The sequence below is a fragment of the Mesobacillus sp. S13 genome, assembly GCF_020422885.1.
In the GTDB taxonomy this organism is placed as follows: domain Bacteria; phylum Bacillota; class Bacilli; order Bacillales; family Cytobacillaceae; genus Mesobacillus; species Mesobacillus selenatarsenatis_A.
On record NZ_CP084622.1, the window covers coordinates 199,254 to 221,978 of the forward strand.

Annotated in this window: 19 protein-coding genes and 1 riboswitch; of the genes, 13 read left to right on the forward strand and 6 right to left on the reverse strand. The window is 45.0% G+C overall.

Translation table 11 applies throughout. From position 1 onward, the window contains the following. Nucleotides 1-41: 41 nt before the first annotated feature. A complete protein-coding gene (locus LGO15_RS01115; protein ID WP_226086376.1) occupies nucleotides 42-1,763 on the reverse strand; it encodes a mechanosensitive ion channel in 1,722 nt (573 codons plus the stop codon). A gap of 338 nt (nucleotides 1,764-2,101) precedes the next feature. After that, nucleotides 2,102-2,680, reverse strand: coding sequence for a YqaA family protein (locus LGO15_RS01120; RefSeq protein ID WP_167834279.1), 579 nt, complete (start codon nucleotides 2,678-2,680; stop codon nucleotides 2,102-2,104). 136 nt (nucleotides 2,681-2,816) lie between these two features. Between LGO15_RS01120 and LGO15_RS01125 the strand changes: the two genes are divergently transcribed. Beyond that, a complete protein-coding gene (locus tag LGO15_RS01125) occupies nucleotides 2,817-3,680 on the forward strand; it encodes a sulfite exporter TauE/SafE family protein (protein ID WP_226086377.1) in 864 nt (287 codons plus the stop codon). Nucleotides 3,681-3,699: 19 nt separating this feature from the next. Here LGO15_RS01125 and LGO15_RS01130 read toward each other — a convergent pair whose 3' ends face one another. After that, the gene (locus tag LGO15_RS01130; RefSeq protein ID WP_226086378.1) at nucleotides 3,700-4,557 is read right to left on the reverse strand and encodes a GNAT family N-acetyltransferase; all 858 of its coding nucleotides are present in this window, start codon (nucleotides 4,555-4,557) and stop codon (nucleotides 3,700-3,702) included. After that, nucleotides 4,554-5,741 carry an FtsW/RodA/SpoVE family cell cycle protein gene (locus tag LGO15_RS01135; protein ID WP_167834276.1) on the reverse strand — a complete coding sequence of 396 codons (1,188 nt, stop codon included), beginning with the start codon at nucleotides 5,739-5,741 and terminating at the stop codon, nucleotides 4,554-4,556. Before LGO15_RS01135 ends, LGO15_RS01130 begins: the two co-directional genes overlap by 4 nt. Before the next feature lie 341 nt (nucleotides 5,742-6,082). On the opposite strand from LGO15_RS01135, the gene LGO15_RS01140 reads away from it, so the two are divergent. From LGO15_RS01140 to LGO15_RS01160, 5 genes are all read left to right on the forward strand, one after another. Continuing rightward, entirely contained in the window at nucleotides 6,083-6,859 is a 777-nt protein-coding gene (locus LGO15_RS01140; protein WP_226086379.1) for a hypothetical protein, read from the forward strand. Nucleotides 6,860-7,114: 255 nt separating this feature from the next. Further along, a riboswitch (cobalamin riboswitch) is annotated at nucleotides 7,115-7,297 on the forward strand. A 233-nt stretch (nucleotides 7,298-7,530) separates the two neighbouring features. Next, nucleotides 7,531-8,487, forward strand: coding sequence for an ABC transporter substrate-binding protein (locus LGO15_RS01145; protein ID WP_226086380.1), 957 nt, complete (start codon nucleotides 7,531-7,533; stop codon nucleotides 8,485-8,487). Then, a complete protein-coding gene (locus LGO15_RS01150) occupies nucleotides 8,453-9,511 on the forward strand; it encodes a FecCD family ABC transporter permease (protein ID WP_226086381.1) in 1,059 nt (352 codons plus the stop codon). The genes LGO15_RS01145 and LGO15_RS01150 overlap by 35 nt, the downstream gene beginning before the upstream one ends. Continuing rightward, on the forward strand, nucleotides 9,511-10,956 hold the full coding sequence (locus LGO15_RS01155) for a heme ABC transporter ATP-binding protein (RefSeq protein ID WP_226086382.1): 1,446 nt from the start codon (nucleotides 9,511-9,513) through the stop codon (nucleotides 10,954-10,956). Before LGO15_RS01150 ends, LGO15_RS01155 begins: the two co-directional genes overlap by 1 nt. Nucleotides 10,957-11,005: 49 nt before the next feature. Then, the gene (locus tag LGO15_RS01160) at nucleotides 11,006-11,389 is read left to right on the forward strand and encodes a VOC family protein (protein WP_167834271.1); all 384 of its coding nucleotides are present in this window, start codon (nucleotides 11,006-11,008) and stop codon (nucleotides 11,387-11,389) included. Nucleotides 11,390-11,658: 269 nt separating this feature from the next. Here LGO15_RS01160 and LGO15_RS01165 read toward each other — a convergent pair whose 3' ends face one another. Then, a complete protein-coding gene (locus LGO15_RS01165; RefSeq protein WP_226086383.1) occupies nucleotides 11,659-12,936 on the reverse strand; it encodes an MFS transporter in 1,278 nt (425 codons plus the stop codon). Between the two features lie 267 nt (nucleotides 12,937-13,203). Here LGO15_RS01165 and LGO15_RS01170 point away from each other — a divergent pair, with 267 nt between their 5' ends. The 3 genes from LGO15_RS01170 (at nucleotide 13,204) to LGO15_RS01180 (ending at nucleotide 16,978) form a co-directional block, all read left to right on the forward strand. Beyond that, nucleotides 13,204-14,676 (forward strand): SulP family inorganic anion transporter, encoded by a 1,473-nt coding sequence (locus LGO15_RS01170; protein ID WP_226086384.1) that lies wholly within the window; start codon nucleotides 13,204-13,206, stop codon nucleotides 14,674-14,676. 89 nt (nucleotides 14,677-14,765) lie between these two features. Beyond that, complete coding sequence (locus tag LGO15_RS01175; RefSeq protein ID WP_167834268.1) at nucleotides 14,766-15,185, forward strand: universal stress protein; 420 nt, start codon at nucleotides 14,766-14,768, stop codon at nucleotides 15,183-15,185. Nucleotides 15,186-15,895: 710 nt separating this feature from the next. Continuing rightward, nucleotides 15,896-16,978 (forward strand): D-alanine--D-alanine ligase, encoded by a 1,083-nt coding sequence (locus LGO15_RS01180; protein WP_226086385.1) that lies wholly within the window; start codon nucleotides 15,896-15,898, stop codon nucleotides 16,976-16,978. An 86-nt stretch (nucleotides 16,979-17,064) separates the two neighbouring features. On the opposite strand, the gene LGO15_RS01185 is transcribed toward LGO15_RS01180, so the two are convergent. After that, complete coding sequence (locus LGO15_RS01185) at nucleotides 17,065-17,244, reverse strand: hypothetical protein (protein ID WP_226086386.1); 180 nt, start codon at nucleotides 17,242-17,244, stop codon at nucleotides 17,065-17,067. Nucleotides 17,245-17,313: 69 nt separating this feature from the next. On the opposite strand from LGO15_RS01185, the gene LGO15_RS01190 reads away from it, so the two are divergent. The 4 genes from LGO15_RS01190 to uvsE all read left to right on the forward strand — a co-directional run bounded on the left by LGO15_RS01190 (nucleotide 17,314) and on the right by uvsE (nucleotide 22,698). Then, the gene (locus LGO15_RS01190; RefSeq protein WP_226086387.1) at nucleotides 17,314-18,693 is read left to right on the forward strand and encodes a UDP-N-acetylmuramoyl-tripeptide--D-alanyl-D-alanine ligase; all 1,380 of its coding nucleotides are present in this window, start codon (nucleotides 17,314-17,316) and stop codon (nucleotides 18,691-18,693) included. 135 nt (nucleotides 18,694-18,828) lie between these two features. Further along, nucleotides 18,829-19,539: an alpha/beta hydrolase gene (locus tag LGO15_RS01195; protein ID WP_226086388.1), complete on the forward strand. Its 711-nt coding sequence runs from the start codon at nucleotides 18,829-18,831 to the stop codon at nucleotides 19,537-19,539. A 327-nt stretch (nucleotides 19,540-19,866) separates the two neighbouring features. Then, on the forward strand, nucleotides 19,867-21,345 hold the full coding sequence (locus LGO15_RS01200; protein ID WP_318999816.1) for a degradosome RNA helicase CshA: 1,479 nt from the start codon (nucleotides 19,867-19,869) through the stop codon (nucleotides 21,343-21,345). A 387-nt stretch (nucleotides 21,346-21,732) separates the two neighbouring features. Next, nucleotides 21,733-22,698, forward strand: a complete 966-nt coding sequence (uvsE, locus tag LGO15_RS01205; RefSeq protein WP_226086389.1) for a UV DNA damage repair endonuclease UvsE — start codon at nucleotides 21,733-21,735, stop codon at nucleotides 22,696-22,698. The last annotated feature ends 27 nt before the right edge of the window (nucleotides 22,699-22,725 follow it).

A 22,725-nucleotide genomic window follows, 5' to 3' on the forward strand; every position in this document is an offset into this window, starting at 1 on the left:
AAAAACACAGCTGCCGTGATGGGCAGCTGTGTTTTGTTTTATTACGGATTCAACGGATTGTCGTCGTTATTCGGATCCATAGGGTTATTGTTTCTGTTCTGGTTCGGATTGTTCAGGTTTGTGCCAGAGTTTGGATGGTTCGGGTTATTCAAGTTCGGTGGTGTGCCAGGACTCTGGTTCAGATTGTTTAAGTTCGGCGGTGTAGCAGGGTTCGGGTTGACCGGATTGTTCTTTTTCATTTTCTGCTGCTGAACCGCTTCCTGATCAATGCTGGTTTTTTCGATTTTCTCGTCAAATTTGGTCAGGTATTTCGAAGCGAAGTTTTTACCGCCAAGACCAAATGCCAATCCGAATGCTAGCGCCAATCCTCCAAGTGTCAGGATGAAGGCTGCGTTCACGATGGCAGGTGCGACTCCAAGCTGGTCAAGTGCCATGAAAACAGCGATGGTGATGATCGCATATTTTGCGACAGTTGCCAGCACGTTTGAAGAGTCTCCCTGCAGGATACTGCTGAGTACTTTCTTCGCTTGGCCGCCGAGCCATAGGCCGACACCAAGGATGACAATCGCGGCAATGACATGTGGAAGATACGCGATTACGCCACGTGCAAGGTCGACGAAGAAATCAAGCTTTACGACATTCAATGCTTCAGCTACAAACAATAGGACAACAATGACCTGGACGATATAGCCGACAATTTCGGATAAGCTTAATGAGTTAGGACGATTTGCCGCGTTGCCTAAACCCATGCCTTTAAAATAAGAGTCGAAACCGATTCTTCTTAACAAATCAGCTGTGAATTTCTTCAGCCATTTGCCCAGCCATAATCCAATCATGACAAGGATGATGGCAACGACGATATTCGGGATCATCGTCAGGATGTCATTCAGCATCGCAATGGCCGGCTCAGAAATTCCTTCGACATCAAGGCGTTCAAGCGCAGCGATGACTGTTGGAATCAAAATCAATACGAAAGCAATCGTACCGATCACACGTGAAAGACTCGTGCCTTCGAATAAACGGGACAGTCCAAAACGCTGGACTAGTTTTTCTGTGCCAATGCTTTGCAAGAAGTTCGTCAGGATATCACGGACAATTTTAGCGACAAAGTAGCCGACTAAAAGAATCAGTGCAGCCCCGAATAATTTAGGGATGAAGGAAAGCATTCCTGCAATCATGTTTTCGAATGGCTCAGAAACGCCACGCAGGTTCAGTGCGGACAATACTGCTGGCAAAGCCATCAGCAATACAAGATAGAATACTATATTCGCAACTGTGTCTACCGCGTTTGTTGTCTGCTGGTTGTCCTCGGTAAGCTTGTACTTACTTAGTTTTTCATGGACACCAAGCGTCTTGCCGCCTTTTTGGATCAGGAACTTCAGCCCTGAAGCAATCAGCCAGGCAAATAACAGGATCAATCCTGCTTTCAGAATGTTAGGAATCGCTGCCGCAATCGTTGAGAACATTCCGACCAGCGGCTCCGTCAACACATATAAATCTAAGATATTCAGGAACATGATGAAGACAAATACTAGAATTAAAATATAGACAATCTTACTGATGATTTTCTCGGCTGAGTACTTCTTATTATTTACATTTGAAAAAAGCTTGTTATCAAGGCTTGTTTTCTGCAGCCCCTTGTAAACTGCTTTTTCAATCAATTTTGCAACAAGCCATCCCACAAGCAGGACTGCAAGTGCAATCAGCACATTTGGCAGTTTGCCAAGAATGCTGTCCCAGCCATTATAAAAATTATTGTTCAAACTTCTCACTCCTTATTTTCATTGGACCTACAAGGTGCACTGCGAAATGCTAGGATAAGACCAAGAAAAGTTGCAGCTATAACTTGTAAAAAGGTCCTAGTTAGCTAGCAAGCATACTTTAATCTACCCATTTGTTGCTGTCATAAACAAAGGGGTGTGTTGATTCTATAGATTCTAGCAATACTATTGTTGAGCGATTGATGAAGAGAGGCTTTAGGTAGGGTATGGGTGTGAAGTGCTAGAATGAGGGTTATCTTAGAGGGCAGCCGGGTTAGTGCAGTTTGTCAGTATGCGGCACGGGAACAAAAAAAACGGGCGCTGGGCCCGTTTCTTTTATACTATGCTTTCTTTGATCTCTTCAAATACATATAAACCAAATAACCGGCAATAACGACGACACCAAGGACGATTGTCAGCAAGGCGAAGTTTTCCTCGATGAATGGCATCGCCTTATCACCCAATGCGACGATGATGGCTGCTTCCAGGAAGAAGCGCAGGCCGCGGCCGATGATCGACCAGATAATAAGTGTAGGAATCCTTACGTTGGAGATTCCGGAAAAAATCGTGAAGACTTTGTATGGGATAGGTGTAAAGCCGGCAATCAGGATGGCCATTGCACCGTATTTTTCAAAATAGCGTTCGACAAGGACAATTTTCTCTTCTTTTATAAAATATCGCAGGATTGGACGGCCGACTTTTTTACCGATATACCAGCCGAGCAGGGCACCGAGTACAGAACCTGCTGTTGTGATGAAGGCATACCAGAGTGCTTTGTCGGGATTGGCAATACCCATTGGGATCATCAAAACATCGGGTGGAATCGGGAAAAAGGAAGATTCCAGGAAAGACACGAAGAATAATCCCCATGAACCAAATTCAAGCAGCCATTCTTCAATCGCGTGGATCCATTCAGACATGAAACAGTATCTCCTTTGAGTTTTTTATAGTAGCGGCCATTTGAGCCTAATTAGAAGTATACCATTATTAATTCTGCTAGAGCCAACTATTAATGGTATCCTAAGAAAGAATTAGTCTGTAAAAGGGATGTTGTATATGGAATATATACTGTATTTACTGCTGGGGGGCTTAATCAGTGTCCTTTCTGGATTTTTTGGGTTGGGAGGCGGCTTTATCCTGACGCCGATTTTACTGTTGTTAGGCTTTTCTCCGCTTGAGGCAATTACGACCAGTTTATTTTTCACGGTGGGCACATCGATTTCTGGGATTACCGCGCATATTCGTATGAAAAATATCCTCTGGAAAGAGGGACTGATCATGGGACTGAGCGGAATTGCTGCGACACAGCTGGCCCGCCCCCTGGTATATGCCATGGAAGCCCGGGGCTGGGATGATGTTGTCATTCCGTTTCTCTATATTGTGCTGCTTGCTTATTTTGCGATCAAAATGATTCGTCAGGGCAGGAAAAAAGATGAGGATCTGTCTGCACCTGCCGATTTTTCGCTGCCAAAGCTGATGGGTGTTGGCTTTCTCGGCGGCTTTGTCTCGGCCACGCTCGGAGTGGGCGGCGGGTTCATCATCGTTCCGTTGATCATTACATCGCTCGGCTTCAATCCGAAAAAGGCAGTCGGAACGAGTCTGTTTGCGGTGCTGCTCATTGTCTCAGTAGGGTTCATTTCCTACGCAGTCAATACGGATATCAATTACTTCATTGGTCTTATGCTGATAGCTGGGGCACTGGTCGGCTCCCAGTTCGGCGCAAGGATGACGTCCTATTTTGAAAACAAAGAAATGAACGCGATGCTTGGGATCCTTTATCTAGTCACGCTGGCAGGAGCAGTCCTGAAGCTATTTGACCTGAATAAAACAGGCCTGGTGATCATGGGGATGTTCATTATCTACTTTTTTACAATGTCTATCCGCAAAATAAAGGCGAAAAAGGCGAAGAAAAAAAGCTGACTCTCAGCCTTTTTTCTATTTATGCCTCCGATGTGACTGGGTGCATAATGAACGGAGGAAAATCCAGTCCGGTTCTCTTTCTTACAAAAAAAGCTCCATCTCTTTTAAAAGGATCGTGTTGATATGGGAGATCACTGTAATCAGGTGTATAGTGGAAGTGGATTGTAACTGTGTCCCCAAAGCATGCAATAATGTCTTTCATATTTACAGGTGCGGTGCTGATTACATCATACAGTTGGACCATCCGGTTTTCTTTCGTGAAAATAATAATAGCGCCTAATTCAGGATGGTAATACAGGTGGTCGGTAAATACATGAAGAATATGGTACATCGTAATCCCGTTGGCATTGGCAGTTGCAAAAGCATTGGAAACTGGAACTCTGGTATAGATGATTTTTTCAATCATCTCAAGATCTTCAGGAATCCTTAATTTCCTTAATTGCAGCGGATTTGTTCCGATTAAAGCCTTCGTTGAGTATTGATGTTCCTCAACTTGTTCAAATCCGAATTTCGGGTAAAAATCCAGCACGCTGTCATTGGCGAACAAGTACATAAAGTCATACTTTCCTTCGTATTCACCCAGAACATGATTCATCAGACCGGCTGACAGGCCTTTGTTCCGATACTGCGGATGGGTCATGACGGTGCCGATTTGCAGGGCTTTATGGCTTTTTCCATCGATCACCCAATCAAGCTCGTTGACCGATACATTGGCCACAATCTGGTCGCCGTCTGCATAGGAAAACGGGATGTACCTATCTCCCCAATACCCTAGCTCATGCCATCTCGTGAAATCAAGGCCGAAAATGTCGGCGGCAAGCTGGATAAAACTTTTTCTCAAAACTTCATTCTCACGGTAATGGCTTACTAGCTTCATATATCAAAACTCCTGTCTCTCGAGGCGAACATATAGGTTTTATGATGGAATCGGATGCCATAAATCAGCCCCATCGCGAGCATATTTCCCATAAGCGAGCTTCCGCCATAACTGATGAATGGCAGTGGGATGCCGGTAATCGGCAGCAGCTGGATCGTCATCCCGATATTCTGGAAAACATGGAAGGTGACCATGCTGATGACTCCCGCACTGATGTAGGTATTGAAAGGGTCGTTTGTATCCAGTGCCGTTTTTGTTAAATGGTAGATTAGCAGGAAGTATAGGCTTATGACAAAACTGCCGCCCACAAAGCCGAATTCCTCGCCAATGACGCTGAAAATGAAATCTGTATGGCTTTCCGGGATATAGACTTCACTCCCATTGATGCCCTTTCCGGTTAGCATGCCGGAGCCAATCGCACTGAGTGACTTTAATAAATGGTATCCATACTCCGGGTAGCTCTCAGGGTCAAGCCACGCATATATCCGCCCGAACTGATACGTTTTTACTCCAAGGTACTTCTTAAGAATCTCAGGTTTCCAGATCACGAGATATAGAATGCCAGCACCAAATGCAGCTCCGCCCCCATAAAGAGGCAGAATGATTTTCCAGGTGATCCCTGAAACAAGGATGATCCCGGTGAATATGGCCAGCACGACGAGAGAGGTTCCCAAGTCAGGCTGGAGCATGATCATTCCAAGTGGCAGGGCTGTAATGAAGCCAAGCTTGATGAAAAGAAGGAAGTCTGTTTGAAGAGTCTTTGTCGCATGTTTTTTATGATGAGCATAAATCGTGCTGCTAAGGGCAAGAATCAAGAAGACCTTCATGAACTCTGAGGGCTGAATTGAACCGAATGGCTCGATGAAGAACCAGCTTTTGGCCCCGTTCCGTTCTTCGGCGATACTGGCAGGTGCGAAAAACAGGAAGACGAGCAGGAACACTCCGAAACCATACAAATACCATGAAAGTTTGCGGTATTGTTCACTGTCGAACATCATCACAACTGTGATGATCCCGGATCCGACGACATACCAGAATATTTGTTTGTATAAAAAGTTTTGACCGACATACTGCCCCGTTTTCTGTGCGCTGTATATAGCAATGCAGCTAGTAAGAAAAAACAGCAATAAGAGGAGCGTCAATGTCCAATCAAATCTGTCGAATTTTTTAATCGATTTCTCCATTTGCTACACCCTGTCCCATTCCTTAGTCCGGTGAATTTTTTCGCTTTCAGTTAGCTTTCCTGCTCACTGCTCAGCAGTCTTACCATTTTATGCTAGCGTAAAAGGATGATTCTTACAATCCCTGCCAAGGTAACATATTCCTGTAACTATTAGACGATTTAATAGACGTGTTAGTTTCTGGTCCAGGTTGGATTCTTTTTGCGGAAAAAGTCGATAATAATTATGTTTTTGAAGTGTCAGGATAAGATATTTTCTGTCATTTTTGTTAGAATGGAAGAAGTGTTATTTGTACGGAGCCGCTGGTCATTTGCAGCTGAGAATTTTTCCAGGAGGTTTTGTCTTTGAAAAAGAACCATCCTTATAGCAGGGATTTACTATATGTCCATATGAACGAACGGGACCAGTATGTGCTCTCGCATGGGGTCGAATTCCATGAATTCGCAAGGTCATTGTCTGATTCACTCAACCATCTGCTGCTGTTGAAGCATCGCTATGAGGATGGTGAGTTCAACAGACATACTTTATTTGAGTATGTATCTGAAGACAGCGTCGAAAAATTAGTTGGAGCCAATGTCCATGCATACGGGGATTTTTGCTGGATCGATTTTGAGGAAGTGGAAGCATTGAATGTGCTGTCGGCCCAAGAGATTGCTGAGCTTCTTTATCTCGGGCATATCAAGCATCATTTGAAACTGCCTTTTTATAATCAGCTTAATAACCGTTTTGTGTTCCTCTCCACTGAAGATGGCTGGTTCAATAAAACCTATTACCGCAATCTCAATGATTTTTTCCGAATGCTTGGCCTTGTCCTGTCAGGCAAACTAGGGGAAATGAAGCCGGAAAAAACACTGCTCGGGATCCGGAAAAAGAAATCCTATCCTTCTGTCAGCAAGGAAATCCTGAAATCATTGACGCCAGCCCTAAAAGAAGGGGCCGTATTTTCGCTGAAAAACATCCAACAAAGCCGTAACAGAATTGAAATCCCAATCTGGATCATCGGTGATTTTGCCAACATGGATGATATGCATGATGAATATAAAGAAGCCAGCACCAGCAATCCGGATGGCAGGATTATCTTCGATAAAAAAGCTAAAGAGTGGAGCTTGCTTGCTCAATAAATCTGTTTTCGGAAAGAATGTTGTTAAAATCCTAAAACCGATTTTAACGTAACAAATACTCAGTTTGTAGGTCGTTATTAAGTGTTCAAGCTCTTTTCTCACAATAGGCTAAAATCTTTATGAAGAAAAATGGTCATTTAATCCTATTCTGTAGTCAATAGCAACAAAGTTTGAGAAAAGAGCTTCCAATAAGTCGAAAAAGAAATTTTTTTGGAGCAATTTTTGGAATCGTGTATAATGGGATTTAGCGGAAAATTACATATCAAATGAACAGGTGTCTTTTTATCACAAGACTTAATAGGGAAGTTGGTGAAAATCCAACGCGGTCCCGCCACTGTAAATGGGAGCAAGCTGTAAATGCCACTGTACAAATGTATGGGAAGGCGCAGCGAGCATTGACCATGAGCCAGGAGACCTGCCTGTCCATTGCACAAGCAAACCTACGAGGATAGGGAGGTGCCGGCTGGCTCTATGTATTTTATGATGATAAAAACATTTGCTTACTCGGACATCTCCCCTTCAGGTGGAGATGTTTTTTTATTTATTAAAGGCTTTGGTCAATATTTGCACGATTTTAACATTCTGTTGATTGGAGTGAAAGGTGAAGCGCCTGGGACGGAAATCAACAGCCTGATTTGGCAAAGCTCATCGAAAAATTGGAGGAGAAGCAAATGAAGAAGTTATTGATGTTGATGATGGCAGCAGCCATGATCTTGGCAGGCTGCGGCACGGAAGCACAGCCAGAAAAGAAGGAAAGCGAACAAACTGCGCAGGAGCAGAAGGCTGGATACCCGGTTACGGTAAAAGATGCGCTTGATGAAGAAGTTGTCATTGAGGAAAAGCCTGAAAAAATCATTTCCCTGATGCCGAGCAACACGGAAATCGTTTATGCACTTGAAAGCGGAGACGCGATTGTCGGTGTCACCGATTTCGACAATTATCCAGAAGAGGCAATGGCAAAGGAAAAAGTCGGCGGCATGGAGTTCAATATCGAGAAGATGATTTCCCTTAAGCCGGACCTCGTCCTTGCACCTGGTTCAACTGCGGATACCGCGAAAGAGGGGCTTCAGCAGTTGAAGGATGCGGGAATTGCTGTTGTCGTCGTGAATGATGCTCAGTCATTTGAAGAGGTATATCGATCAATCGAGATGATTGGCCAGGCCATCGGCGAGACAGATAAGGCAGATGAACTTATTGAGAATATGAAAAATAGTTTTGCGGAACTGAAGAAGAAAGCAGAAGCAATTAAACCTGAAGAGCAGAAAGCTGTATTTGTCGAGGTTTCACCAGCGCCGGAAATCTACACTGCTGGCAAGAGTACATTTATCAATGAAATGCTGGAGTTGATCGGCGCAAAGAATGCTGCTGGCGATCTGGATGGCTGGGCGAAGGTTGACCCGGAAGCCATCATTGAGCGTAATCCGGATGTCATTGTGACAACCTATGGTTATTATACAGAAAATGCAGATGAGCAGGTTCTTGCGCGGCAGGGCTGGAATAATGTAAAAGCGGTCAAGGACCAGCGTGTATATGATGTCCACTCCGACCTCGTTACCCGTTCAGGTCCAAGGCTCGCTGAAGGAGCAGAGGAGCTTGCGAAAACCATTTACCCAGACGTTTTTAAATAATAAAGGAATTGCCTATCTATTTGCGGCAGCATTCTTGATCATCTCGATGCTGCTGGGCATCTCCATCGGAACGGTTTCCATCCCTGTGCCCGCTATTATTGAGATTATTGGTGCTGAGATTTTCCGCTTACAGGGACAGGAAATCGATCCGATGTATGCAAGTATCGTCATGGAAATCAGGCTGCCGCGTGTATTGCTGGCAGGGCTTGTAGGAGCATCTCTGGCTATTGCCGGTGCTGCCTTCCAGGGCCTGCTGCGCAATCCGCTGGCAGATCCCTACACGCTTGGGATTTCATCAGGTGCTTCCATCGGTGCGGTTGTCACGCTGTTTTTTGGCATTTCACTGCCGCTGATTGGTGCCTTCACCTTGCCGGTGCTGACTATTTTATTCGCCTTTGCCACAGTCTTATTTGTGCTGTTTTTTGCCCGGAAAGTCGACAGGCTGCTCAGGGTGGAGACGATCATTCTAACCGGAATTATCTTAAGTTCATTTCTAGGTTCTTTCATTTCTTTGATGATTGCGCTCTCCGGCGAAGAGCTGAGGCAAATCATCGGCTGGCTTTTGGGCAGCGTGTCGATGCGCGGCTGGGATTATATTAAGATTATTTTTCCTTTCTTTATAATCGGATTGGTGATTTTGCTTGCCAACACAAGAGAACTGAATGCCATGTCGTTTGGCGAGGAGCGCGCACAGCATCTAGGTGTCAATGTTGAGCGCCGGAAGCTGCTGATTTTGCTTTCTGGTTCACTTTTAACAGGTTCAGCGGTTGCCGTATCCGGGACAATCGGCTTCGTCGGTCTCGTCATTCCTCATCTGACAAGGACAGTCTGGGGACCGGACCATCGTCATCTGCTGCCGCTATCCGTCCTGATGGGCAGCGGCTTCCTGATTCTCGCAGACCTGATATCCCGAACGATCATCGCTCCTTCGGAATTGCCGATCGGCGTGATCACGGCATTAATCGGTGCGCCGGTTTTTGCGTTTATTTTAATGAAAAATCGCAAGGAAAGAAGTGCTGGCTGATGATCACAGTGAAGAATCTAACAGGCGGATATGCAGGTGGCGAGGTGTTGAAGGGAATCTCCTTTCAGGTTGGCAAGGGTGAGTTGTTTGGAATTCTTGGCCCGAACGGAAGCGGGAAAACCACTCTGTTAAAAATGATCAGTGGCGCTTTGGAATCCAGGGAAGGTGACATTGAGCTGGACGGCCGGCCATTGACCCAGTATACACCGAAGCAGCTTGCCAGGATGATGGCAGTCCTGCCGCAGCATTCTGACCAGGCCTTCCCTTATAGTGTGAAAGAAACCGTATCGCTCGGGCGCTATGCACACCAGAAAGGCTGGTTCCACAGCTGGAGTGAGGAAGATGAACAGATTGTCGTGAAGGTGATGGACCAGACAGGAATTACCCATCTCCAGGAAAAATCAATCGTCGAACTATCTGGCGGCGAAAAACAGCGAGTCTACCTCGCTCAGGCACTGGCGCAGCAACCGAGGATTCTGCTGCTCGATGAACCAACGAATCATCTTGACCTAAGTTTTCAAAAAGAGCTGCTGGACCTGCTGAAAAAATGGGCAGCTGAAGAGGAGTTGACGGTCGTCTCCATTTTTCATGATTTGAACCTGGCATCACTGTATTGTGACAGGCTGCTGCTGATGGAAAACGGAGAGTTGCTGATTGTCGACTCTCCTGTTGAAGTGTTAAAAGAAGAGCGGATCAAAAGTGTCTATAAGACGGAGATCAAAAACCATCCGCATCCGGAAATCGCTAGGCCTCAATTGCTGCTCATGCCGGAAACCGACGGCGTTCATGACGCTGCGCCGCAAATAGACGACAGATTTCTTGATGTGGGGGCAGACCGTATTGACCTACAGTCACCAGTGAAGTTGAGGACAATGTCTTCGGGAATCACCGGTGCCGGGATTGGCTGGCATAGTTCGTTCGTTCACCGTGTTGTCCCGATGGAGTATGACTGCAGTGACCATAAAGCAGAAATGGCAGACTACTTACAGGAGAATGGATTCATCCCAAGCGAAACGGTGGGGATGATGACGGCTGTTCCGGTTGAAACAGCATCATACCGCTCCTTTGAAGCTGAAGGAATGTCGATTTTCATTATTGTTTCTGCGGGCAGCACACATCGGGACAGCCCCCGGAATATCAATACATGGCTGTTCATTAACGGCAAAATTTCTGAGGAAGCTTTTATCCAGAGTGCAATGACCGCGGCAGAAGCAAAAATAAGTGTCTTGCAGGAACTGGAAGGGAGCGGAGCTGGGGTTGCCGGCCAGCCAGCTGGCATTTCCACGGACAGCATCTGTATCGCTGCAACACAGCAAGGCGAAGAGATTTCCTATGCCGGCACTGCAACACCGCTCGGCAAGCTAATCAGCGAGGGGATTTACACCTGCACAAAGGAAGCAATCCTAAACTATAGAAACAGCAAAACTGCTTTCAAGTTTCAATGAAGGAAACCATCCACTTCATCACGAATCTTAATTATAAGAGGTGATGAGAATGGAAATGAAAATGGGCTATGTCATCCTATATGTTTCCGATCTGGAAAAAACAAAGCATTTTTACGGTGAGCTGCTAGGCCTTAAACTTAGAAATGAGTTTGGGACCTATATCGAGTATGAAACTGGCAGCACCGTGCTGTCGATGAACACAAGAGAAGGCGGCCGCGAAATCACGACGCTCCCCATACCGGATGGCGTAAGGAAAGAACAAACCTTTGAGCTAGGATTCGTGACAGAGGATGTCCCTGGCGCAGTAGAAAAATTGCGTGCAGCGGGAGTCCCGATCCTGCTCGAGCCAACCGAAAAACCATGGGGCCAGGTCGTCGCCTATGCAGCAGATCCTGATGGACATTATATTGAAATATGCACTCCGATTGGATGACGAAACCCCTGCAGCTATTGGCTGCAGGGGTTTTTCGTGATGTCTATATGACCAAAATGTGGTTGGTTGCTATAAAAAGGTCACAAAGAAAAGGTCTTTAAGCCCAAATTGGGGCAGGAAGCTGAAAAAGGTTATATAGAAAAGTTCTATATGCCCAAATTGGGGCAGAAAGCTGAAAAAGGTCACATAGAAACATCCTATAAGCCCGAAGTAGTTAGAATCTGCGAAAAGGTCACATAGCTAATATATATAAGCCAACCCTCAAAATCCTAATGAACTTCCTTCACTGGTTTTTTAGCAAGTAGTGATGCTGCGATGCCTAAAAGGGGCAGTGTGATCGAAATCAGCAATATTTCATCATACCCGCCAAAATAATCATAAGCGAGGCCAAATGGAAGGGGACCCAAAGCGGAACCAAGCACGGTGACCGTCATAGCCGATCCTTTTATGCTTCCGAGCGATTGTCTGCCGAAGAAGCTCGGCCAGACGTAGTTTAACGCTATTCTTTCAAATCCCCCGCTGATTCCCCATAAAATCCCGAATGCAATCGCGATTGCAGTTTGGTCGGCTGCCAGCAGGACGAGGATGAAAATGATTTCTCCTGCAAAAATTCCGGCGAGCACATATTGCACTTTTACACGGTCAAGCAGCGGTCCTGCAATCAGTGTGACCGGAAAACCAATCAAGGCCATCAAGCTTAATACTAGTGCAGCGATTCCCGGCGAAATCCCATTCGTTTTAAAAATAGAAATTAAATGAAAAGTAAGTCCTGTGTTAACAAGTGAAGGAATCCCGACGCAAAATAGCAACAGCCAGTATGCGTGCGTTTTAACTGCTTCCTGAACCGTCCAGTTCACCTCTACAAATGGCTTGATTGTTCTGGCAGGATCTGCAGGGTCATTTGTCCAGTCGGGTTTAATTCCATCCGGATGTTCACCAATATCCTCTGGTTTATTCCTGATCAAGAAGAAGGCCAGAGGCACAAACACTACCAGTAATAAGACACCCCATACCTTCCATGTAAAGCCCCAGCCCCAAGTGGCGACAAGCCATGCATTCAAGGGCGGAAGTGCAGCGGAGCTGGCAAAGCCGCCAATTGCCATCAGGCTCAACGCCTTTCCGCGTTTGGTTATGAACCACTGTGGTACAAGTGTGTTTGGAATCAAACTCATTGACCCCTGACCGAGCAAGCGAATCAGGAAGAAACCAATGAACAGCATCGCCGTGTTGACGACCATACTGTTCCAAAAGCTAGCAAAGGCCAATCCAATACCGACGATAACCGACATTTTTCTCTGTCCCCATTTATCCACGAACCTGCCGACAAAGAACATGCAGATTCCTGCGGCAAGCGTCGCAAGTGAATAGACGGCCGATACATGTGACCGACTCCAGCCGAAATCTTTTATGTAAGAATCAATAAAGACGGAAACCGAGTATGTTTGACCAGGTCCTGAAAAAAAGACGCCGAGCCCTGCGATGAAAACAATCACCCAGCCATAATAAAAATTAGTCTTAAATGGTGCAGATGTACTTGATGTATTCATGTGAAAACCTCCCAATCCATCATAACAAAATGCCCTCGTCAATAGCTTGCAGTAAGCTGAGAGATAGAGTCGAATTTACATTTTAAGGTTTTTAGCGTGTGTATATGAAAAATGAAGATATCAGTAGAAATTAAGAGATAAACATAATATACAGCGCTTACAACATTAGTTGCGTGTTTTTGTATATGTGTTATGATAAATCCTGTTTTTATCGGACCCGGCTTGCTTGAGAGTAGGAAGCCACAAAAAATATTAAGGGGTGTTTACTTGAATACTAATACAATTAAAGAACAATGGTTTGGCAACGTGAAAGGAGATATCCTTGCGGGGATCGTCGTTGCGCTTGCTTTGATTCCTGAAGCGATCGCCTTTTCAATTATTGCTGGTGTTGACCCGATGGTAGGACTTTACGCCTCATTCGCTATTGCTGTGACAATCGCGATTGTCGGCGGCCGTCCTGGTATGATTTCAGCCGCGACCGGTGCGATGGCACTGCTGATGGTGACGCTGGTTGCTGACCATGGTTTGCAATATTTAATGGCTGCTACGATTTTGACAGGTCTCCTGCAGATTCTGTTTGGTGTGCTTAAATTGGCAAGGTTCATGAAGTTCATTCCGCGTTCTGTCATGATTGGCTTCGTTAACGCACTTGCAATCCTGATTTTCATGGCACAGCTTGAGCAATTTGTTGACGCAACATGGGTGATGTATGCAATGGTAGCCGGTGCGCTGGCAATCATCTATCTTTTCCCGCGCATTACCAAGGCTGTTCCGTCACCACTTGTCGCAATCATCGTGATTACTGTTATTGCGCTTATGACAAAGAGTGATGTGAGGACTGTGGGCGATATGGGTACACTGACATCTACCCTGCCGTCATTCCTGATTCCTGATGTTCCATTCAACCTGGAAACGTTAAAGATCATCTTCCCTTATTCAATCGCTCTGGCAATTGTCGGCTTGCTGGAATCCTTGCTGACAGCATCAATCGTTGATGATATGACGGATACTTCTAGTGATAAAAATAAAGAGAGCCGTGGCCAGGGGATTGCGAACATTGTTGCCGGGTTATTCGGCGGCATGGCAGGCTGCGCAATGATCGGACAATCCGTTATAAATGTTAAATCAGGCGGCCGAGGCAGATTGTCCGCGCTTGTTGCTGGTACTTTCTTGATGTTCCTGATTATTGTTTTAGGAAATATTGTTGTGCAAATTCCAATGGCTGCCCTTGTTGGCGTCATGATCATGGTTTCGATTGGAACATTCGACTGGTCATCCATCAAAGGCATGGCAAAGACGCCTGTTACCGATTCAATCGTCATGGTCGTTACAACGGTCACAACAGTATTCACGCATGACCTTTCAAAAGGTGTATTTGCCGGAATCATCTTGAGTGCGATCTTCTTCGTAGCAAAGATTTCCAAGGTGAAGGTTACCTCAACATTTGATGTGGCAGCAGAACGCAGGACGTATTTTGTAACAGGACAAGTTTTCTTTGCCTCAGTTACAGACTTGATCGAATCATTCGATTTGAAAGAAGCTGCAAAAGAAGTCGTGATCGACTTGACTCATGCCCATGTCTGGGATGATTCAGCGGTTGCGGCCATCGATAAAATCGTCATCAAATTAAGGGAAAGTGGAACGTTAGTCCGCCTCCAAGGATTGAATGAACCGAGCTCCCACTTGATTGACAAATTAGCCGTTCACAAACAGGAAGGCGCAAAGCTTTCCGGACATTAAAAAATAATGACTTTTTCAGGAAGCACGTTGACGAATCAGCGTGCTTTCTTTATATATTAGGTAATGGAAATCAATGTAGGAGGAATGGGATGTTTAAAAGAATCTTGCTTGCATCAGATGGATCTGACCATTCAGTGCGCGCGGCAAAAAAAGCAGTGGAATTAGCAAAGCTTAGCGGCGATAGTGAAATAACTGTTGTGTATGTAGTCGATGGGCAGACTTCTAAGGAAGATGTCTTGCACAATCCGGATCGCACAATCGTTGAGGAGAAAAGAAAAATCAGGCTCCAGCCGGTAACCAACATGCTTGAAGAGGAACAACTGAATTACAGGTATGAAAAATTGCTCGGTGAACCGGGACCGGCCATTGTCGACTATGCCAACAAGAATTCATTCGATATCGTCGTCGTCGGCAGCCGCGGTTTGAACGGTCTGCAGGAAATGGTCCTTGGCAGCGTCAGCCACAAAGTCGCTAAACGAGTAAAAGCACCGGTATTAATCGTAAAATAATCAACGTTCAGGGAAAACCTGAGCGTTTTTTCTTTGTAGTTTTAATTTTAATAACGTAATAGGACGGATACCTGACTAAAAAAATTATGCTAATGGATTTATATAGCGAGATTTTAATTAATATAGCGGGTTTTTAATTAATATAGCGAAAATCCGATTAATATAGCGAAAATCTAAATTATATAGCGGGAATCTGATTTATATAGCGAATTGGAAATTACCCTCGATTTTTTCCAGCTAAAAGAAAATACCTCCAAGATGTCTTAACTACCTAAACGCACAATTGTATTTGTTGGGTGTCTATAAATGGTTTATAAAGAGATTTATTCACAGATTTATTAGTCAATTCATATGGTAAATCAGGCGCTGAAATTAGGTTATTTGCCTATAAGTGATTATTTGAATGGTAACTATTTCTCTGAATGCAAACTTTTAACTCCCTGGCAGGTTTCACACTGAAAAAACAGGAAATAGTATAGCTTGAGGGCTTTTTCGTGTGGATAGTTGCTTTTTTGAACAAGAACAGTTATTCACTTTCAAGTAGGAAATACGGTGATATTCATGAAATCCCAAAAGCAGGTAGAAAGCAACGAAGTTCACGAAAAAAGAGCTTTATTAAAAATTGATAACAATTCCGTAATTTAAAAATAAAGTGGTAAAATAGGAAGCGGAAAGTGGAGCCAGATTGAATTTATTGGAGGTCTATTTTTATGAAGACAAGAATCGGGCTGCTGTACGGCGGCAAATCGGCTGAACATAAAGTATCGATGCAAACAGCATTGGCTGTGACGAAAGCATTGGATTTTGAAAAATTCGAGATTTATCCTATATACATAACGGAGGAAGGAGAGTGGGTCAAGGGTCCGCAGCTTGGCGCTCCTGCAGAGAATGTCAAGGCGCTTGAGTTTAACGACCAATCAAATCTGCCGACTCCTTCCTTCACACCGGCTTTATTCCAGGCAGGCGGAGAAGAATCCAACCAGACTCTAGATGTCATCTTCCCATTGCTTCACGGACCGAACGGTGAAGATGGTACGGTTCAAGGCTTGCTGGAATTATTGAACCTGCCTTATGTCGGAAATGGCGTACTTGCCTCAGCTGCGGGCATGGATAAAATCGTCATGAAAAATGTATTCGCACAGGCGGGACTTCCTCAGGTGGACTATGTGGCCGCTCTTAGAAGCGAATGGGAAAGAGACAGCGAAAAGGTATACGGCCTTGTTGAAGAAAGACTTGGCTATCCTTGCTTTGTAAAGCCTGCTAATCTTGGATCCAGCGTGGGGATCAGCAAAGCATCCAATAAGCAGGAGCTTGAGGGAGCCTTCAAAGAGGCCTTCCAATTCGACCGTAAAATCATTATCGAGCAGGGTGTTGTCGCCCGTGAAATCGAAATTGGCGTACTTGGAAACGATGAACCAGAATGCTCCGTCGTTGGTGAAATCGTCCCTAAAAAAGATTTCTATGATTACAAAGCGAAATATGAAGATGGCGATACAGCGATGATCATCCCAGCTGAAATCACAGAACAGCAATATGCTGATCTAAAAGAAATGGCGATCACTGCGTTCAAAGCGCTCGATTGCTCAGGTCTCGTCCGGGCTGACTTTTTCCTGACCAAGGATGGCCAGCTGCTGATCAACGAGGTTAACACAATGCCGGGCTTCACACCATTCAGTATGTTCCCGCTCTTGTGGAAGCATACAGGTGTCGAATATCCGCAGCTGATCGAAAAGCTGGTGAACCTTGGAATCGAACGCCACGCTGAAAAGCAGAAGATCAAATATACATTTTAACGCATAAATCAACCAGTGAGACACGGCCGCGGCCGTGTTCTCTTTCACTTGGAAGTATAATTTTTTTACTTAGATTAGTGTCTAGCTCAGCGCCTAGCCCCTCGAGACGTTTGTCTAGTTTCGCCTCCTAGAAACTCCGAAACTTCAACTCCGCCGGCAGAAGCCAAAAGCGCTTCTTTATCGGAGTCTCCAGTTTCTGCGTTTCTGGGCAGTCGGCTATACTTTTCGATTTCGGTCCGCCCAATGAAGTCAAAGAACGACTTCACTGGTTGGCCCTCCAACGCTTGTCGGGGCTGACCAAGGCGCTTGCGCTTTTCTCATGGGAGGAAATAAACATGATTCAAAAACCACTATCAGAAATCGCCCAAATGGCAGGAGCACTTAATGATGTCAGCCAATTTGCTGATGTAGAGGTGAAGGGTGTTTCGATTGACACTCGTAAAATCGAAGCAGGAAATCTGTTTGTTCCTTTTAAAGGGGCACGGACAGATGGCCATAACTTTGTGGCAGATGTCATCCGAAATGGCGGAGCTGCGGCAGCCCTCTGGCAAAAAGATGTACCGAATCCGCCAGAAGATCTGCCAATCATCATCGTTGAAGATACGACAATTGCCTTGCAGGAGTTATCAAGAAGCTACCGCAATTCACTAGACATCAAGGTTGTCGGGATTACCGGAAGCAATGGGAAAACGACGACCAAGGACATGACTGCCAATCTGCTTGCCCAGAAATATAAAGTGCAAAAAACAGAAGGGAACTTCAATAACCACCTTGGCCTGCCGCTGACGCTTCTTCGTTTGCGTGAAGATACAGAAGTCGCTGTGCTTGAGATGGGCATGAGCAGCAAGGGTGAAATTGAGTTTTTAACTAAATTGGGCCGACCTGATGCGGTCATCATCACGAATATTGGAGAATCTCACCTGCTTGATCTTGGCTCAAGGGAAGCGATTGCCGATGCGAAACTGGAAATCATCGACGGCCTCCAGGAGAATGGGCTGATCATCTTCCATGGAGACGAGCCGCTTCTTCAGGAAAGGCTGAAGGATTATAAAGGGAATGGAGAGCTGAAAACGTTTGGTGCAAGCCATGACAATGACCTTTATCCGCTCAGCATCGAGCCGTTAGAAAATGGCAATAAGTTCAAGACAAACCTTGTTGATGAAACTTTTTATCTCCCGGTACTTGGAAACCATAATATCCTTAATTCGCTGGCAGCCATGCTTGCGGCAGAGTTCCTGGGCGTTCCTTTTGAAAAAATGAACGATGGCTTTGCAGGCTTGAAGCTGACAAATATGAGAATGGAGCTTTCCGAAGGCACTCATGGTGAAAAAATCATCAATGATGCCTACAATGCGAGCCCGACATCCATGAACGCGGCAATTGACCTCGTTGCCAATCTGTCTGGCTATAGCCGTAAAATCCTTGTGCTTGGTGACATGCTCGAGCTTGGGCCTCTTGAGGAGGAGTATCATTACAAGGTTGGGACATCGCTTGAACCAGGGAAAATCGATTATGTATTCACCTACGGAAAACTAAGCGAATCCATCGCTAAAGGCGCAAAAGAAGTTCTAGGCGATGACAGGGCATTTGCTTTCCAGGATAAGCAGGAGTTAAGTAATGAAATGAAGAAATATGTAACAGGCGAAACCATTGTCCTCGTAAAAGCATCACGCGGCATGGCGCTCGAAGAAGTCGTCCATGCATTGCAGAAGTAATCCGCAACAAGAAGATGTCCGTTCTACTGGGCATCTTTTTGTTCTTTTCCAAAAGGCATTTTCGAGGAAAATCTGGGTTAAATGATTTAAAATGGGGAAAGATTAAATACGAGAAAAACTAATGGGTGATAGGTTATGATAGGTTGTCTGTTAATCCATGGTTTTACGGGGTCTCCGTTTGAAGTGGAGCCACTTGCCCAGTCGTTGAAAGAAAGGACCGATTGGAAAATAGTTGTTCCTACCCTGCCTGGCCATGGCAATGAGCTCAATTTGAAGGGAATCAAACATAATGAGTGGATTGCCCATGCTGAAAACGAGCTGAAGGCGTTATTGAAAGAGTGTGGTACCGTCTATGTTGTGGGTTTTTCAATGGGTGGCCTGATTGCCAGCTATCTCGCCTCGACTTATCCGGTTGATAAACTCGTCCTGCTCAGTGCGGCTGCTTATTATGTGAATCCTAAACAGCTTGCGTTCGACATTAAGGAAATGATGAGGGACACGTTAAAAGGGAATCTTAAAGAAAACGAGTTATTCAGGCGTTATACACGAAAAATCAAAGAAACACCCATGACCGCTACCTTGCAGTTTCGCAGGCTTGTAACTAAAATCAAGCCTATTCTCAATGAAGTTAAGGTGCCAACTCTAATCGCGCAAGGCGAAAGTGATGGCATTGTTCCCCCGAAAAGCGCCCATTACTTATATGAAAATATTGGCGCTGATGATAAGAGGCTGATTTTTTATAAGAACTCCAAACATCTGATCTGTCACTGTGATGAAAAAGAACACCTATTTGATGAGGTTTATGATTTTTTGACCTCACATGCAAAGGAAGGAATCAATAGCTAAGGCGATTCCTCAAAAATTGCTTTTCCTTCCTAAAGATGGTATGATGAATATTGAGTGTCTAACTGAGAAAATCCTTTAAGCGGACATACTCCCGTGCTGGAGAATGTCTTTTTTTGCTAATATTTCAGGTTCTGTGCTTCAGCGTATTGTACTCGCTGATTCAGCCCTGCTTAAAACACAAGGTGCTAACACCTATTTTGCCGTAAAGGTACAATAAAATTAACCAGAATCAGAAATGGTTTGGATCCTTACACAGCCACTTAAAATAAACGATGCATCGGGAACCCGATGCGGGATAAATGTGAACATAAAGGAGAATGAGCAAAGTTGACAATGTTCCAAGACATGGGCATTAGCCCCGCAACATTAAAAGCTGTAAAGAATATGGGTTTTGAGGAAGCAACTCCGATTCAGGCAGAGACGATTCCAATCAGCCTTCAGAATAAAGACGTAATCGGCCAGGCACAGACAGGTACTGGTAAGACAGCGGCTTTCGGTATCCCTTTGGTGGAGAAAATCAAAAAAGAAGATCGCAACATCCAGGGAATCATCATTGCGCCAACACGTGAATTGGCTATCCAGGTTTCCGAGGAATTATACAAAATCGGTGCCGGCAAAAGAGTGGGCGTCCTTGCAATCTATGGCGGCCAGGATATCAACCGCCAGATCCGCGCTTTGAAAAAAGGACCGCACATCATCGTCGGAACGCCAGGACGACTTCTTGACCATATCAACAGAAAGACAATCCGTCTTGAAAATGTGGAAACAGTCATCCTTGACGAAGCAGATGAAATGCTGAACATGGGCTTCATCGAAGACATTGAGGCAATCCTTGCACAAATCCCGAACGAACGCCAGACATTATTGTTCTCGGCTACAATGCCAGGACCAATCCGCAAGATTGCTGAGCGCTTCATGAAGGACCCTGAAGTCGTGAAAGTGAAAGCAAAGGAAATGACTGTTCCTTTGATTGAGCAATACTATGTTGAAGTTCAGGAAAAGAACAAGTTCGACGTTCTTACTCGTCTACTTGATATCCAGTCTCCTGAATTGGCCATCATCTTCGGACGCACAAAGCGCCGTGTTGATGAGCTCTCAGAAGCATTGAACTTGCGCGGTTACACAGCTGAGGGAATCCACGGAGACCTTACACAGGCGAAGCGTATGTCTGTTTTAAGAAAGTTCAAGGAAGGTTCAATCGACGTGCTTGTTGCGACTGACGTTGCAGCACGTGGACTTGATATTTCTGGAGTAACACACGTATACAACTTCGATATCCCTCAGGATCCTGAAAGCTATGTACACCGTATCGGACGTACTGGCCGTGCAGGTAAAGAGGGTATGGCGATCACGTTTGTCACACATAGAGAGACTTCGTACCTCCATGTAGTGGAAAAAACGACAAAACGCCGCATGGAAAAAATGACAGCTCCAACTTTGGATCAGGCGCTTGAAGGCCAGCAAAGAGCTGTTATTGAAAAGATTACACAAACTATCGAGTCCAATAACCTTCAATACTACCGCCAGGCTGCTGATGAACTGTTAAAAGGCCATGATGCACAAACAGTGGTTGCATCCGTATTGAAGATGCTCACGAAAGAGCCGGATACAACTCCTGTTAAGCTTACTGAGGAAAAGCCTCTTCCAAACAGAAGAGATAAAAAGCCTCAAGGAGACCGCAGACGTTTTGATAACAGAGGAGGCGACGGCCGCAAGAAGCCTTATAAGCCACGCTCTGGAACAAAACGCTCAGGCGGCGGCGGCAGCAGAGAAGGCGGCAGCTACAAATCAAGATCGTCACGCTAAAATTAACACCCAACCCCGGTTTTTAATTGAACCGGGGTTTTTTATGTGCTTTTTCAAGTGAAAGACGATCAACTACATGAAACCAAACTACTTAGACCACAAATTCAAGATCATTCAACCGCATTCCGCGATAAATTCACCACATTTCAGGATAATTCGACCACATCCAACAATAATTCGACCACATTTCGAAAGATATCAGCGCTTTTTGCGATATATCGACCACATTTCAGAATATATCAGCACTTTTTTCAATATATCGACCACATTTCGGGATATATCGACCACATTCCATTTATATCGACCAACCTCATTTGATGCAGTAATTTTACCAGTCTCCATCTACTGAACCTGGGCATACTACCAATAAAAATGGGGGTGGCTGAAATGACGATTGTCAGGCTTGGTTATGTGGCGATGAGTGAGGAACTGAAGAATGCTTCGCCTTCACAGACGATGACTTTCAAGCAATTCCAGGGAATCAAGGACAGGGATGCAGCCATCAATAAGCTGGAGAGAATCGCGATCTCCAATCTAGAGAACTGCCTGCGGCTGTTAAGGCACAGCAAGGCGAATGAGATTCATTTTTTTCGTCTGAGCTCCAGGCTGATACCGCTTGCCAATCATGAAGAGCTTTCCGATTGGAAATATATGCGCGCAATAAAAGAGCCATTAAAGGATATTGCGGACTTTTTACAAGAAAACCCGATGCGTGTTGATTTTCACCCAGATCATTTTGTCTTGCTGAATACGCTGAAGACGGATACTCTCAACAATTCAATCAAGACACTGGCGCTGCACCATGCGTTGTTGAAGGGGATGGAAATCGACACTGAGCACCGATGTGTCCTCCATGTCGGCGGAGTTTATGAAGACAAGGAAAAAGCGCTGGAGCAATTCATCCATAACTGGGGGCTTGTTTCAACAAGGCTGCAGAACATGATCATCCTAGAAAATGATGATACATCCTTCACACTAAACGACACACTTTACCTTTGCGAAAAGCTAGGGATTCCGCTGGTGTTCGACTATCATCATCATCTCGCTCATCATGAGGATATAAACTGGCAGGAACAATGGGGTCGAATCGTCGGCACATGGGAACACTCGAAGCTGCCAGTGAAAATGCATATTTCTAGTCCTCGCTCCGAAAAAGAATTCCGGGCACACGCCGAATATGTAGATGCTGATATGTTCATGGATTTCCTTAATGGAATAAAAGGGTCTGTCCCGGAAATTCACTGCATGATTGAGGCGAAAAAGAAGGACCTTGCCTTGTTCAAGTTAGCGGAAGAATTAAAACAAAAGCCGGGAGTTGAGTCTATGGACGGCAGCAGTTTCCTAATAAAATAAATTCGCGATATTTCATTTTCCTCCCAA